Consider the following 14,147-nt stretch of genomic DNA (forward strand, 5'->3'; position numbering starts at 1 on the left):
CCTGCCCGGCAGTCCATCTGCCGCAGGAATATCAAAAGGGCCTGCTGCCTGCACTTTGCAGACGGCAAGCCCTTTTGGCTGCTTGAACGATATTATGCCCTTCTGCGGCGCTTGCGGCGGAACTTGTCCAGCACGCCGGTGACGATGCCCCGCTCGTAGCGGTTCATGCCGAACAGCCACAGGCTGGCGGCGTAGACAGCAACGAATACGCAGCCCCAGATGAGAATATCCAGATACCCGGACACCGGGGCCAGCACGGCGATAAGCACCGCCACGATGGCGGGTACCAGCATGGACGGCAGCAGCCGGGCGATGCGGACCCAGAACCAGCGGACATCCAGGCCCACATGGCGGCGGAAATACCAGTTGATGGGAAGGACGTTCCCCACCACCGTGATAAACAGGATGGACCCGGCCACGCCCACCAGGCCGCCGTATTTGCACAGGGGGATCATCAGCCCCACATTGACGGCGGCGGCGGCCAGATAGACCCAGGCCCGGAACCGGTGCATATTCTTGGCCCGGAGGATCTCCAGCCCCACAAACTGGATGGCGGAGACGATGGTGCTGGCAAACAGCAGCAGGGCCACGGGATAGTCCACGGCAAACTGCTCCTTGCCGCCGGCCCACAGGATCACAAAGGGACGGCCCACCGCCACAAAGCCCAGGAACACCGCCATCAGCATGATGAACTGCAGGCGTCCGGCCTTGGTCATCAGCCGGGTCAGCTCCCGGTTGGAGTCGCCCTCCGCCACCATCCGATGGACCCGGGGGATCAGCACATTGGAGATGGCCATGGCAAAGGACAGATAGTACACGTTCAGCTGGTTGGCGCTGTAGTATACGCCGGACAGCTCCGCGCCATGGATCCAGGTGGTCATCAGGGTGCCGATGCCGTAGTTCAGCTGGTCCACCACCACCGCCAGGAAAATGTAGAACGTGAAGCCCATCATGTTCTTCATCAGCGGCAGGTCGTAAGTCCGGAAGGACACCGGCATTTTCAGCACCGCGAAGCAGTAGGCCATATACGTCAGGCCGCACACGATGGTCAGCACCAGCGAAAGCGTGGCAATGGCCGGGGAGCGGAAGCCCAACAGCAGCAGGGGAATGGAGATCAGCGGACTGAGCACGGATTTGGCCATGGTGACAGCCTTCAGGAACAGATACCGCTCGTGGATGTTCACATGGGACTCAAAAACGCTGAAGGGGAAGGACAGAGCCGCGTTTAGGGTCATGATCCGCAGGAGCTTTGCGCCCAGGGCCAGTTCCTCCGGGGCCCACTTGGTGCCGAACACCATCTGGGGATGGGCGGCCAGAAAGAAGCCCAGGGCCAGCAGCACCAGTCCCAGCAGCGACAGGGTCACCAGGAACATGCCGTTGAGCTTTGCCATTTCCCGCCGGTCCTTGGCCACCTTGGCCTGGGAATAGTAGCGGATATAGGCGCTGCCCAGGCCCATGCTCAGCAGCAGCAGGTAGGAGATGATGGGCCCCACCGCGCCGTATACACCGTATTCCGTTTCGCCCAGCCGGCCCAGCATAATGGGCGTATAGATCAGCGAGATCAGCGTGCTCAGGCCCATGGACACATAGGACAGCACCGCTCCCAGCCGCACTTGATTCACTTGCAAGGGTCCACCCTCTTTCTGCATATCCGAGTTATTATACCGGGTTTTCCGGGCTATGTAAAGAGTCCGTCAAGTGAATTCATGAAAATGTCACAAACTGGGACAGGCTGGGACAGGCTGAGACAAGCCGGGACAAACCGGGACAAGCCGGGGTCATGCGCGGAAATAGCCGTACAGCTCGATGATGGCGAAAAGGATGTTCAGCAGGCCGAAGGCGAAGATCAGGGTCACGGCGGCCTTCTGGCTGGAGCGGCTGCGGTCCATGCCGGAGGCCAGCAGGAGCATGGCCCCCGCCAGAGCCAGAGCCGAGACACCGGGGATATACACCACCGCCAGCTGCCGCAGCAGCCAGAAGATCACGGCTACGGCCAGTAGGAGCATGGATAATCTGCGCTTGGTTTCCAATTTCATGAAAAACCTCCTGATTTTTTCTATTAGTCTACCGAATTTTCCCGGAAAATACAAGAGCCTTCGTTGAATTTGCATAAATTTGCAGAAAAGCGGCACGGCTTACGCCGTGCCGCTATCCGTACAGCAAACCGGTTATTCCGGGTCGTAGGCAATGGTTACCATCCGGCAGGCGGCGCACCGCTGGGCCGGAACGTGGTCCGTTTCCGAGTGGGGGGCCTTTCCCAGAAGCAGGAAGCCCGGGCAGCCCACGGCCGCGCCCATGGGCCGGTTCTCCGTCACCCAGCACACGCCGCCTCGGCCCATAGCCCGGACAAAGCCGGACTGCATCTCGTTTCCACAGCAGGGACATTTCATGGTAGGTACCTCCTCTTGCTCATTATGCTTTATACTTTCCATCATATGATATATGTTGCTATTATATTACCATAAATACAATATATAAATGTGAACAATGTAAGAACAAACCATAAAAAATATATGAAAAAATTATAAAATGACAGCCACTTGCAGACAAGCGGCTGTCACTTTTGACGGAATATTACTTTTGGCTGGGCATTTTCCAGGCTTGATGGTCGGTGTGAAGCAGATGGTGGGATACATCGCTGAGGGGCTTTTTCATGAACTCCCGATACAGCTCGTGGACCTCGGGGTTCTCGTGGGAGAACCGGGAGGGGGCGGCCTTGTCGATGTTCCACAGGACGCTGCCGCGCTTTTCCGCCAGCTCCACGCCGTCGTGGATGGGCTGACCGCCGCCGCCGGCGCAGCCGCCGGGACAGGCCATGATCTCCACGAAGTCATAGCGCACCTCGCCCCGCTCCAGGGCGGTCATGAGCTTGCGGGTGTTCAGCAGGCCGCTGGCCACCGCCACGGACACCGGTCCGGCCCCGGGGATATCGAACTTGGCTTCCTTCCAGCCGTCCATGCCCCGGACGTCACGGAAGGCGTCGGGATCGGGATTTTGGCCGGTGACAAGGTAGTAGGCGCTGCGCAGGGCCGCGTCCATGACGCCGCCGGTGGCGCCGAAGATCACCGCCGCGCCGGTGCCGCTGCCCAGAGGGCTGTCAAAGGGCGTCTCATCCAGGACGGCGGGGTTGATCTGCTCACCCCGGAACATCCGGACGATCTCACGGGTGGTCAGCACCACGTCCACGTCCGGGTCGCCGCAGGCGTCCCGCATGGTGGGCAGGGCCGCCTCGCTCTTTTTGGCGGTGCAGGGCATGATGGACACCACGAAGATGTCGTGGGGGTCCACCCCCAGCTTCTTGGCGAAGTAGCTCTTGGCCACGGCACCGAACATCTGCTGGGGACTCTTGGCAGTGGACAGATGGCTGACATACTTGGGGAACTGGGTTTTGACGAACCGCACCCAGCCGGGGCAGCAGGAGGTAAACATAGGCCAGGTGTACTGATCCCGGTGGGTAAAGCGCTCCACAAACTCGCTGCCCTCCTCCATGATGGTCAGGTCGGCGGTGAAATTGGTGTCGAATACATAGTCAAAGCCCATTTGCTTCAGGGCGGTGACCATGCGCTGGGCAGTGGCGTACTCGGGCTTCAGGTGGTAGTATTCCGCCCAGGCGGCCCGGACCGCCGGGGCCATCTGGACCACGGTGATCTTCTTGGGGTTGGCCAGGGCGTCGAACACCCGGCCGGTGTCGTCGTGCTCCTGCAAACCGCCCACGGGACAGTGGGTCATGCACTGGCCGCAGAAGGTGCAGTCGGAGTCTGCCAACGTCCTGGCCCCGGACACACCGATGGTAGTGCGGGTACCGGTGCCCATCAGGTCCCAGATGTGCATACCCTGGATCTTGTCGCAGACCTGGATGCAGCGCATACAGCGGATGCAGCGGTTTTCAAACCGCACCACGGGGGTGCTGAAATCCGGCTCAATGGGCCGCAGGTCCTTGATATAGTGGTTGCCCAGCAGGTTATAGTCGTTGGTGAGCTGCTGGAGCTTGCAGTTGCCGCTGCGGGTGCACTTGGGACAGCGGATGTCGTGCTGGGCCAGCAGCAGCCGCAGATTCACCCGGCGGGCCTCACGGACCCGGGGAGAGTTGGTGTGGACCACGATGCCCTCGGCCACCTGGGTGTCGCAGGCGGCCACCAGGCGCTGCTCCCCCTCCACCTCCACCATACAGATGCGGCAGGCGCCGATCTCGTTGATGTCCTTCAGGTAGCACAGGGTGGGAATATCCAGGCGCACGGAGCGGGCGGCCTCTAAAATGGTGGTGCCCTCCGGCACGGTGACGGTTCTGTTGTCGATGGTCAGCGTTACCATTTGATATCTCGACCTCCTCTGAAAATGCCGTAGCCAAAGTGATCGCACCGCAGGCAGCGGGAGGCCTCGGTGACGGCGCCCTCCTCGGTGAGACCGCACTCGATGTCCTCAAAGTCGCACTTGCGCTCACAGGCCTGGCGCTCGGTGGTGTTGATGCGCCCGTGGGGCGGGCGGTTGTTCAGCCGGGGAGCCGGGATGTCCACGTCCACCCGGATCTCATGGTGGAAGCCCAGGTGCTCGTCGATGTTGGCGGCAGCCACCTTTCCGGCGGCAATGGCCCGGATGGCGGTGGCGGGGCCGGTGACGCAGTCGCCGCCGGCAAAGATGTTGTCCATATCGTTGACCTGACCGGACAGGGCGGCCACCAGCCGTCCGCCGCGGGTAATGGGCACGCCGGCCTGGTCAAAGCCCTGGATCTCGATGCCCTGGCCGATGGCCACCACGATGATATCCGCCGGGATGCGCACCTGGTCCAGAGCGGCCTTGTTGGGCTTGGGACGTCCGGAGCCGTCCACGTCGCCGATGATCTGGGGCTGGACCCACAGAGCCCGGGCCACGCCGTCCTCGTCGGCCTCGATGCGGACGGGAGCTGCCAGGGTCATCATCTCCGCCCCCTCGGCGGTGGCTCCTGCCACCTCGTCAGGCAGGGCCGTCATATCCTCCAGGCGGCGGCGGTACACACAGGTGACCTTGCCGGCCCCCAGGCGGATGGAGCTGCGGGTGACGTCCATGGCCACGTTGCCGCCGCCGATGACCACCACCTGCTTGCCGGTGAAGTCGGGCATCACGTCGTCGCCGATGGCCTTGAGCATCTCCACGGCGGACATGACGTTCCTGCTGTCCTCGCCGGGAATGCCGGTTTTCTTGTCCTGGTGGGCGCCGATGGCGATGTAGATGCAGTCAAACTGCTTTTCCAGCTCCTCCAGCCAGATGTCCCGGCCGATGCGGACGTTGGTGCGGACCTCGATGCCCAGGGACAGGATGGAGTCGATCTCGGCGTCCAGCTTCTCCCGGGGGAAGCGGTAGCTGGGGATGCCGTAGCGCAGCATGCCGCCCAGCTTGCTGCACTCCTCGAAAATGGTGACCTTATGGCCCATCAGGGCCAGGTAATAGGCGCAGCTGAGGCCGCTGGGGCCGCCGCCCACGATGGCCACGGTCTTGCCGGTGGCCGGGGCGCAGGGGGGATTGGGCACCACGCCTGCGTGGTCCACGGCATACCGCTTCAGGCCCCGGATGTTGATGGGATCGTCGATCATATTCCGGCGGCAGCGGGCCTCGCAGGGATGCTCACAGATGTAGGCGCAGGCGGTGGGCATGGGGTTGTCCTTGCGGATCAGGCGCACGGCGTCGGCGTAGCGCCCGACCCCCACCAGGGCCATGTAGCCCGGGATATCCACCCCCGCCGGACACAGGGCAACGCAGGGCACGGGATTCTGGAGGCTTGCCAGGCACCGGTGGTGCTGCACGTGCTCCTCATAGTCGTCCCGGAAGCCCTCCAGGCCATCCACCACCAGGCGGGCGGCGTCCCGGCCGATGGCGCAGTCAGCGGTGTCCACGATGCTGCGGGCGGTTTTCTCGATGATGCGGACGGTGTCCATGTTGGCGGTGCCGTCCAGCACCTGGGAAATGAGTTTGGTCAGCTGGCCCAGGCCGATGCGGCAGGGAACGCACTTGCCGCAGGTCTGGGCGTGGCACAGCTGCAGAAACGACAGAGACATTTCCACCGGGCACAGGCCCGGAGGGCTGGCGGCGATCCGGCGCTCCACATCGCGGTAAAGACCCTCTACCACGGTCTGAGCCCTGCTGGGGGTTTTGATGTCAAGTCTGCTCAAAACAGTTCCACTCCTTCCGTCCGCTTGCGGCGTTTGGCTGTGCGCCGCAGACGGACTGATATTGGTTACAGCTACAGAATGCCACAATTGATTTCAAAAGTCAATTGTTTCAGAAAAGTTGTCTATCCGATGAGAAATTTTCATAATTGATGAGAAAACATTGCAGAAAAATTCACGGAACCATAGGGCGGCCTGAAATTTTGAAATCTTCGGAAACGGCGGAAAACCGGGAACGTTTCCCACTCCATTGCCAAGATTGTGACGAAAATTGTTTCGTATAAATGCAATAAATTTCGGCACATGAAAATCAGCCCGGGACAAAGTGTTGCATTTGCATATTGCGGACGGGGCCTGTACATGTTATAGTGAGTGTACAAATCAGAAAGGAGGCGCGCCATGAAGGTTCGGCTCAACGAGGACCGGCAGGTGGTGGACGCCATCCGGGAGGGGTTAAAGCGCACCGGCGGGTACTGCCCGTGCCGCCTGGCCCGGACGGAGGAAACCCGCTGCATGTGCAAGGAATTCAAAGACCAGATCGCAGACCCCGACTTTGAGGGGTACTGCCACTGCCGTCTGTATTATAAGGAGAAGTAAGACCTGAGACTGTCAAAAAATCCGGAAATCTTTCGCCATCGGAAAGGAAGATAGTTACGAAAGAAACCCATCAGGGGTGTCTTTCGCTTGCAATCACAGGTTTTTCAGAACTTTCTAAGTTCTGAAAAACCGCAAGCAGCTTGTCAAAAAGACTTTTTGACAAGCTGCCTGTCCCCCGGTTCACATTGAACCGGGGGATTTTTTCGCCCGGCGGAGGAGTGCATCATGCCGGTATAATTCCAGCAAATGGCAGGGATGTTTGTCGATAATGACATAATTTAGCGCAATTCTGCGTTTTTATGCATTATAGACGATTATAAACGGTATGTTTTGTTGAATTCACAGAAAGCTAACAAATTGATCAAATTTTTGTTGCATGGTGCAATATTTGCGAGTAAAGTAGTGAAGTACCCAGCAGGAATCCGGGAAAAAAAGAAGGAGAAAAGCATATGGAAATTCAAATTCTGCCCCTGATTATCGTTGTCGCATATCTGGTGGGCATGCTGACCGTGGGCGCCGTGGTCAGCAAGGTCCAGATCAAGAACGCCAAGGACTACATGGTGGCCGGACGCCGCATGGGCCTGTTCATGGTGGCGTTCTCCCTGTCCGCCAACAACATCGGCGGCGGCTGCACCACGGGCCTGGCCCAGAAGGCCTTCGGCGACTGGGGCCTCAGCGCCGTGTGGTACGTCCTGGCGGCTTCCATCGCCATGATCCCCCTGGCCTACTTCGCTCCCAAGATCCGCAAGACCATGGCCGTGACCATCCCCGAGGTGGTGGGCCGCCGGTTCGGCAAGTTCTCCAGCAACTTCACGGGTATCCTGTCCGTGCTGTCGCTGTTCTGCCTGACCTCCTCCCAGATCGCCGCCTCCGGCGGCGTCATCAACGCCCTGATCCCCTCCATTCCCCTGAATGTGTGCCTGATCTTCGCGGGCATCGTCATCATTCTGTACACCACCATGGGCGGCATGATCGCCGACCAGATCTCCGACCTGGTGCAGTTCGGCATCATCCTGGTGGGCCTGGCCATCGCCACTCCCATCGTGCTGAACCATGCCGGCGGCTGGAGCGCCATCTCTGCGGCTCTGCCCGGTGAGAAGCTGAACCTGACCCAGATCGGCTGGGCTTCCATCATCGGCTACATTTTCAACTACTTCTGCACCTTCCTGGCCGGTCCCGAGATGGTCTCCCGCTTTGAGACCGCCAAGGACGAAAAGACCGCCAAGAACGCTGCGTTTGTCTCCGCTATCCTCATGGCCGCCATGTCCATCTTCCCCACCCTGCTGGGTCTGGCTGCCTTCGCTCTGCAGGATCAGCTGCCCGGCCTGGCCGAGAACGGCAGCAACGCCATGATGATCGTCACCGGTCATTATGCCCCCGGTGTGGTGACGGGCCTGATCTCCGCCGCCATCATCTGCGCCACCATGTCCTCCGCCGACTCCAACCTGCTGTGCATGTCCACCATGATCATCAACGACCTGTACACCGGTCTGGGCGGCAAGAAGCAGCTGACGGACAAGCAGACCATCTTCTATACCCGGGCCTGCAACGTGCTGTCCGCCGTTGTGGCCATGCTGATCTCTCTGTTCGGCGTGTCTATCGTGGCCATGAACACCTTCGCCTTCGGCATTCGCTGCGCCGGTCCCTTCGCCGCATATGGCCTGGGCCTGGCAGTGCCCAAGGCCACCAAGAACTCCGGTATCATCTCCATCATCTGCGGCACCATCGCCTTTGTGGTGTGGCAGATCGTGGGCGGCGGCGGCACCTGGATGTTCCTGATGCCGGTGGTGGCCGGATGCCTGGTGAGCACCATCTCCTTCTTTGTGGTCAACTGGATCGAGTGGGGCCGCGGCGTGGCCCCCGCCCCCAGCGCCTATCTGACTGACGAGGAAGTCGCCAGAAAGATCGCTGAGGAGTCTGTCGGCCGGTAAAGCATCCCAAATCGAACAACAGCCCCTGCGGGATTTTCCCGCAGGGGCTGTCTAACATAAGGGGCAGTTTTTAAATTTCAAGATATCCCTTGAGCACCTTCAGGGTGTTCCACACGCCATCGATATGGCTGCGCTCATAGCCGTGGCTGGCGTAGACGCCGGCGCCGATAAGCCCGTGGCGCAGGTCGTTTCCGGCAGACAGGGTGGCCTCTACATCGGAGCCGTAGTGGGGATATACATCCACGGCGTAGTCGGCCTTTTCCCGCTGGGCAGCGTCAATGAGCTTTCCCACCACCTCATAGCTGTACGGCCCGCCGGAATCCTTGGCGCAGATGGACACCTGGCGCTCGGTGCAGCGCAGGCCGTCGCCTACGCAGCCCATATCCACACTGATGGCCTCGGTAACGCCCTGGGGCACGTTGGCCGCACCGCCGTGGCCCACCTCCTCATACACCGTCACATGGGCATATACCCGGCGGCGGGGCGTGAGGTCCTTGTCCTTCATGAACTTGGCCAGGCCCAGCAGAATGCCCACGGACAGCTTGTCGTCCAGGAAGCGGCTCTTGATATAGCCGGAGCCGGTGATCCGGGTCCGGGGCTCGAAGCAGACGATGTCGCCCACCTCCACACCCAAAGCGCGGGTATCATCGGCGGACTTCACGTCCTCGTCCAGCACCACCTCGCAGGTGTCATAGCTGCGCTTGGCGTTGGCATATTCGCCGTTGACGTGGACGGAGGCGTTGCACAGCTGGAAGGTGCCCTCGATGACCCGGCCGCCGCGGGTGTAGACCCGGACGTTCTCCGCCTCGCCGTTTTCCGGACGCATACCGCCCAGAGCCGTCAGCTGCAGGCGGCCATTTCCCTTGATCTCCGCCACCATGCCGCCCAGGGTGTCGGCATGGGCCTCCAGCAGCAGGCCGTCATTCTCGTCGCTGCCGCCCAGGTCGATAAGAACGCCGCCCTTGACGGTGGTCCGGGCCTCATAGCCCAGGGACCGGAAGGCGTTCAGCACCCACTCCGCCGCCTGCCGGGTGAAGCCCGTGGGGCTGTCGATGGCCAGCAGCTCCACCGCCTGGTGGGCGGCATATTCCGCATAGGTACGTTCCATAGTTGAATCCTCCTGTTATTTGATCTTTTCCCAGCAGCCGGACCGCAGGGAACCGGCAGCCACCGGGCAGTCCAGCCGCTCCGCCAGCTGCCGGGCCAGGGGACGCTCCTCCTCCTGGTCCACCTGGTTCACGAAAACCTGGTCATGAAATCCCTCCCGGGCGGCCACCCGGGCTGCGATGGCCGGGGTCACGGGCCGGTTTTCCGGCACACCGGCCAGCCGGGCATACAGGGCCGGACGATGGGCCGCAACGCTGATGGGACGGCCGAAGCCGTCGGCTCCCAGCACCAGAATGGTGGTGCTGCGCCGGGGCGGCAGCACCGGCTCGTGTTTTTCGTGGCCCTTGAAGGGCTTTCCGGCGGAGCCGTCCGCCTCCACCAGGGTATAGTCCGCCAGGGCGTCCCAGCCCTCAAAGCCCGGGGACACCAGCTTGCCCTGGGCCGACGGGACCCCCAGACACACCAGGCCCTCCCGGGCCAGAATTTCCCGGGCGGTATCCGGGTCCTGGGCCACGGCGATGCCGGTGGGGGGCCAGATCTTGGTGGTGGTGGTCACCGCCACGGTGCCCCGCTCCCGCAGCTCCCGGGCCAGGTGATACATCAGGGTGGTCTTGCCGCCGCCGCCGATCAGGGCGGTGACGCCGGGCCGGATGTCCAGCAGGTCGCATAGCTTATCCATTTTCTCACTCTCCCTTTGCGCCGCGTATGCGGCAGGGCCATTGTATCACAGGGCGGTGGAAAAATCCACCTATATTTCCGCCTATTGACGCCGGGCGGTGCGGTATTCGTCGCCGGGCCGCCAGTAGGGGCAGTCCCCCCGTCCGGACAGGAACCGCACCATCTCGTCCTCGTCCAGGTCCACGTCGCAGATGTATTCGTCGTATTCCTCGTCGTAGTTATAAAAGCAGCAGGCTTCGCACTGGGTCATGTGCCGGGCCTCCTTTCGTCAGGATGATTATACGTCCATCGGGGGTGCTGCGTCAATAACCAGCTTGTCATGAAGTCTTCTTTTGACAGTCTCAAAAATACTTATCAGTAGATAGCTTACAATTATTCGAATTTTACACTTGACGAAAATATGAAAATCAAATATAATCATGAGTGGAGAGGGTCTTACCTCCCGTGCCTATGAAGTGAGCGTGCATCCGGGTAAAGAGGGCGGATGCACGCTCATTTCCTTTATTTTCTCAGCTCCCGCAGCTGAAGCTCCACGTCTCCGATGAGGTACAAGGACCCGTAGCACAGCACCGTGCCGTCAGGCCCTGCCTGCTCCAGGGCCAGGGCCACCCCCTCCCGGATGGTGCCGCAGGCCGTGGCAGAACAGCCCAGCTCCCGGATATAGGCCGCCAGCTCACCGGCAGGCAGGGACCGGGGGTTATCCGGCGTCACCGTGATGAAGGAGTTGGCGTAGGGCGCCACGCCCCGGTACATGCAGTGGTAGTCCTTGTCCTGCATGACCCCGGTCAGCACCGTCAGGGGCCGCCCGGGCAGATAGTCCCGGATGTTCTGCTCCAGGGCCTGGATGCACTGGGGATTGTGGCCGCCGTCGATGATGAACAGAGGATCATGGCCGATGATCTGGAACCGGCCGGGCCAGTCGGTGGAGGCCAGCCCCCGGCGGATATGGGAGTCGGTAATGGCCCAGCCCCGGGCCTGAAGCACCCGGATGGCCGTCAGGGCCACGGCGGCGTTGCACAGCTGGTGCCGTCCCAGCAGCGGCAGGCGCAGGCCGGTAAGCTCCTCCCAATCGAAAACCTGGCCCTCCAACCCGGCGCTTTCCAGACGGATGCCGTCGAAATCCGCCAGGTGCAGGGGAACACCCAGACGCTCGCACCGCTGGCGGATGATCTCCTCCGCAGAGGCCGTCTGGCGGTACAGCACCGCGTCACAGCCGGGCTTGATGATCCCGGCCTTGGTGGCGGCGATTTTTTCAATGGTGTCCCCCAGATACTGGGTGTGATCCAGACCGATGTTGCAGAACACGGCGGCCTCCGGGGCGGGGATCACGTTGGTGGCGTCAAATTCGCCGCCCATGCCCACCTCGCACACCACGATATCGCAGTTGTGCCGGGCGAAATAGGCGAAGGCGATGGCCGTGACCATCTCAAACTCCGTGGGGTGAGGGTCCAGGGAGTCCGCCAGAGGGCGGACCTGGGCCGTGATTTCGCACAGCTCGTCGTCGGTGATCTGCCGGCCGTCCACCTGCATGCGCTCGTTGAACCGGATCAGGAAGGGCGAGGTGTACAGGCCCGTGCGATAGCCCGCCGCCTGGAGGATGCTGGCCATCATGGCACAGGTGGAGCCCTTGCCGTTGGTGCCGGTGACGTGGATGAACTCCAGGCCCTTCTGGGGGTCCCCCATCAGCGCCAGCAGCGCCCGGATGCGCTCCAGCCCCGGGATGCTGCTGCGCCAGCAGACGGCGTGGATATAAGACAGGGTTTCGTCAATGTTCACTGTATATCATTTCCTTTCGACTGCACCGGCGGCAGGCCCACGGCCCGCAGAGCGCCGGAACGCTGCAGAAGCCACACCACCAGCACGTCCAGCACGCCGGTAATGGCGAACTGCACGCTGCGGGCCGCCAGCCGGGTGAGAAAGTACGCGGCTTTTGCGCCGCCGCCATAGATCATGGCCAAGGCGAAGCTCTGGTACAGCACCGACCCCAGGATCACCGGCGGCAGGAACGCCAGAGCCAGCCGCAGGGGGCTGCATCTGCGGGTCAGCCAGGGACGGAAAAGCCCGGCGCACAGGCCGTACAGGATCGGGGGCACGCAGAAAATCGGGTTGTAGCCATAGGGGGAGAACAGGCAGCCGATGAAATCGGCGGCAAAGCCTGTCAGGGCCCCGGGCAGCGGCCCGAACAGCATCCCGGCCAGGAAGATAGGCACCGCTTCCAAGGAAAAGCGGGTCACCTCGTTGGGGGTAGGGATCAGGAACCGGGCCAGCACCACGCTGACGGCGGTCAGCAGGGCGCAGGTGACCATGGCCCGCACGGGCCACTTGGGTCTGCCGTGGGCAGATGCATGGGTGTGACGTTCAGACATAAAAAATACCTCCTAATTCGGGTAAAAATTGGGAGGAGGTTGGGGAGTATGCACTTGTCAGGGCGCGAACCCCCGGGCCGGCTGCCAAAGCGGATGCGAAGACGGCACCGCGGAGACAGGTCTCCTTCGTCCGGCGGCAACCTCCCATCCGACCGGCACTTAACGCGCCGCTTCTACTCTTGCAGCAAAAGCCAGTCATGATTATACAGAAGCCGCCGGGAAAAAGCAAGGGAAATCGGAAAAAATGCCGAATCCTTCGGGGAAGGAAAGATAGGGGTTGCATTCCCGGGAATATTTGATATAATTACAGCAGATGATACAAACTGTACGCATTATTTTTCTTAATGAGGTGCTGTCATGTCCGTGAAGCTGGAGCTTTATCGTGTGTTCAAGGAGGTAGCGGAGGCCGGAAACATCACCGCCGCCGCCCAGACTCTGTTTATATCCCAGTCCGCCGTCAGCCAGTCCATCAAGCAGCTGGAGGCGGAGCTGCAGACCCGGCTGTTCGCCCGGAACTCCCGGGGCGTCACCCTGACCGCCGACGGGCGGATGCTGTATGAATACGTCCGCAGCGCCATGGGCCTGCTGGAAACCGGCGAGGAGAAGCTGTCCCAGAGCCGGGACCTGCAGATGGGCCACCTGACCATCGGCGCCAGCGACACGGTGACCAGCCAGTTCCTGCTGCCGTATCTGGACCGGTTCCACCGGCAGTATCCGGCCATTCATATTCAGATCATCTCCGGCCGGAGCCACAAGGTTCTGGGCCTGCTGCAGTCCGGCAAGGTGGACATTGCCTTTGCCAGCACCCCCCAGGAGGGAGCGTCTCTGGAGACCTTCCCGTGCCTGGCCACCCACTCCATTTTCGTGGCCGGGGCGGAGTATCCCTGCGACTTCGACCATGTATACACCCTGGAGGAGATTGCCCGGTTCCCGCTGATTCTGCTGGAGCGGAAGGCCTCCTCCCGGCTGTATCTGGAAAAATACTTTCTGCAGAACGGGCTGCACCTGAACCCGGAGATCGAGCTGGGCGCCCGGAGCCTGCTGGTGGACCTGGCGGCCATCGGGTTCGGCGTGGCCGGCGTCACGGAGGAGTTTGTCCGCCGGGAGCTGGAAAGCGGCCGCCTGCGGAAGCTGCGCACGTCCTTTGATATCCCGCCCCGCAGCGTGGACCTGTGCGTGCTGCGGGACGTGCCCCTGACGTCTGCGGCCCAGCGCTTCAGCGATTTTATCCGGGAGAGCCTGCGCCGGGGCTAAACGCCGTCATAAGTGACAAAACCCGCCCCGGAAATGCCGGGAACTTCGCCCTTTCGACCCCTTGCTTTTGCGGC

At 61.6% G+C, this 14,147-nt stretch carries 13 protein-coding genes and 1 riboswitch; of the genes, 3 read left to right on the plus strand and 10 right to left on the minus strand.

Features of this window, described 5'->3' with window-relative positions; translation table 11 throughout:
- Nucleotides 1–92: 92 nt before the first annotated feature.
- The 5 genes from LKD37_RS05600 to LKD37_RS05620 form a co-directional block, all read right to left on the minus strand.
- Nucleotides 93–1,622, minus strand: coding sequence for a lipopolysaccharide biosynthesis protein (locus LKD37_RS05600; RefSeq protein WP_302928320.1), 1,530 nt, complete (start codon nucleotides 1,620–1,622; stop codon nucleotides 93–95).
- 156 nt (nucleotides 1,623–1,778) lie between these two features.
- On the minus strand, nucleotides 1,779–2,036 hold the full coding sequence (locus LKD37_RS05605) for a hypothetical protein (RefSeq protein ID WP_302928294.1): 258 nt from the start codon (nucleotides 2,034–2,036) through the stop codon (nucleotides 1,779–1,781).
- A gap of 132 nt (nucleotides 2,037–2,168) precedes the next feature.
- On the minus strand, nucleotides 2,169–2,390 hold the full coding sequence (locus tag LKD37_RS05610; RefSeq protein WP_302928295.1) for a PF20097 family protein: 222 nt from the start codon (nucleotides 2,388–2,390) through the stop codon (nucleotides 2,169–2,171).
- 184 nt (nucleotides 2,391–2,574) lie between these two features.
- A complete protein-coding gene (locus LKD37_RS05615; RefSeq protein WP_302928296.1) occupies nucleotides 2,575–4,311 on the minus strand; it encodes a [FeFe] hydrogenase, group A in 1,737 nt (578 codons plus the stop codon).
- Nucleotides 4,305–6,143: an NAD(P)-binding protein gene (locus LKD37_RS05620; protein ID WP_302928297.1), complete on the minus strand. Its 1,839-nt coding sequence runs from the start codon at nucleotides 6,141–6,143 to the stop codon at nucleotides 4,305–4,307. Before LKD37_RS05620 ends, LKD37_RS05615 begins: the two co-directional genes overlap by 7 nt.
- A 396-nt stretch (nucleotides 6,144–6,539) precedes the next feature.
- Between LKD37_RS05620 and LKD37_RS05625 the strand changes: the two genes are divergently transcribed.
- Nucleotides 6,540–6,737, plus strand: a complete 198-nt coding sequence (locus tag LKD37_RS05625) for a ferredoxin-thioredoxin reductase catalytic domain-containing protein (RefSeq protein ID WP_302928298.1) — start codon at nucleotides 6,540–6,542, stop codon at nucleotides 6,735–6,737.
- A 449-nt stretch (nucleotides 6,738–7,186) separates the two neighbouring features.
- Entirely contained in the window at nucleotides 7,187–8,668 is a 1,482-nt protein-coding gene (locus LKD37_RS05630; RefSeq protein WP_302928299.1) for a sodium:solute symporter family protein, read from the plus strand.
- Nucleotides 8,669–8,738: 70 nt separating this feature from the next.
- Here the strand turns inward: LKD37_RS05630 and LKD37_RS05635 are convergent, their stop codons facing one another.
- The 5 genes from LKD37_RS05635 to LKD37_RS05655 form a co-directional block, all read right to left on the minus strand.
- Nucleotides 8,739–9,776: a M42 family metallopeptidase gene (locus tag LKD37_RS05635; RefSeq protein WP_302928300.1), complete on the minus strand. Its 1,038-nt coding sequence runs from the start codon at nucleotides 9,774–9,776 to the stop codon at nucleotides 8,739–8,741.
- Between the two features lie 15 nt (nucleotides 9,777–9,791).
- Entirely contained in the window at nucleotides 9,792–10,454 is a 663-nt protein-coding gene (yqeC, locus tag LKD37_RS05640; protein ID WP_302928301.1) for a selenium cofactor biosynthesis protein YqeC, read from the minus strand.
- A gap of 81 nt (nucleotides 10,455–10,535) precedes the next feature.
- The gene (locus LKD37_RS05645; protein WP_302928302.1) at nucleotides 10,536–10,703 is read right to left on the minus strand and encodes a DUF6472 family protein; all 168 of its coding nucleotides are present in this window, start codon (nucleotides 10,701–10,703) and stop codon (nucleotides 10,536–10,538) included.
- Between the two features lie 251 nt (nucleotides 10,704–10,954).
- Nucleotides 10,955–12,229 carry a bifunctional folylpolyglutamate synthase/dihydrofolate synthase gene (locus LKD37_RS05650; protein ID WP_302928303.1) on the minus strand — a complete coding sequence of 425 codons (1,275 nt, stop codon included), beginning with the start codon at nucleotides 12,227–12,229 and terminating at the stop codon, nucleotides 10,955–10,957.
- The gene (locus tag LKD37_RS05655; RefSeq protein ID WP_302928304.1) at nucleotides 12,226–12,819 is read right to left on the minus strand and encodes a folate family ECF transporter S component; all 594 of its coding nucleotides are present in this window, start codon (nucleotides 12,817–12,819) and stop codon (nucleotides 12,226–12,228) included. Before LKD37_RS05655 ends, LKD37_RS05650 begins: the two co-directional genes overlap by 4 nt.
- Before the next feature lie 85 nt (nucleotides 12,820–12,904).
- Nucleotides 12,905–13,002: riboswitch (THF riboswitch) on the minus strand.
- A 174-nt stretch (nucleotides 13,003–13,176) separates the two neighbouring features.
- On the opposite strand from LKD37_RS05655, the gene LKD37_RS05660 reads away from it, so the two are divergent.
- A complete protein-coding gene (locus tag LKD37_RS05660) occupies nucleotides 13,177–14,073 on the plus strand; it encodes a LysR family transcriptional regulator (RefSeq protein ID WP_302928305.1) in 897 nt (298 codons plus the stop codon).
- Nucleotides 14,074–14,147: the final 74 nt, after the last annotated feature.

The organism is Brotocaccenecus cirricatena (assembly GCF_020687045.1).
In the GTDB taxonomy this organism is placed as follows: Bacteria; Bacillota; Clostridia; order Oscillospirales; family Oscillospiraceae; genus Vescimonas; species Vescimonas cirricatena.

Bases quoted from the DNA above. Each gene is read 5' to 3' on its own strand.
- LKD37_RS05610 (WP_302928295.1), bottom strand. From the start codon at position 2,390: ATGAAATGTCCCTGCTGTGGAAACGAGATGCAGTCCGGCTTTGTCCGG.
- yqeC (WP_302928301.1), bottom strand. From the start codon at position 10,454: ATGGATAAGCTATGCGACCTGCTGGACATCCGGCCCGGCGTCACCGCC.
- LKD37_RS05645 (WP_302928302.1), bottom strand. From the start codon at position 10,703: ATGACCCAGTGCGAAGCCTGCTGCTTTTATAACTACGACGAGGAATAC.
- LKD37_RS05655 (WP_302928304.1), bottom strand. From the start codon at position 12,819: ATGTCTGAACGTCACACCCATGCATCTGCCCACGGCAGACCCAAGTGG.
- LKD37_RS05660 (WP_302928305.1), top strand. From the start codon at position 13,177: ATGTCCGTGAAGCTGGAGCTTTATCGTGTGTTCAAGGAGGTAGCGGAG.
- LKD37_RS05625 (WP_302928298.1), top strand. From the start codon at position 6,540: ATGAAGGTTCGGCTCAACGAGGACCGGCAGGTGGTGGACGCCATCCGG.
- LKD37_RS05605 (WP_302928294.1), bottom strand. From the start codon at position 2,036: ATGAAATTGGAAACCAAGCGCAGATTATCCATGCTCCTACTGGCCGTA.
- LKD37_RS05630 (WP_302928299.1), top strand. From the start codon at position 7,187: ATGGAAATTCAAATTCTGCCCCTGATTATCGTTGTCGCATATCTGGTG.
- LKD37_RS05615 (WP_302928296.1), bottom strand. From the start codon at position 4,311: ATGGTAACGCTGACCATCGACAACAGAACCGTCACCGTGCCGGAGGGC.
- LKD37_RS05635 (WP_302928300.1), bottom strand. From the start codon at position 9,776: ATGGAACGTACCTATGCGGAATATGCCGCCCACCAGGCGGTGGAGCTG.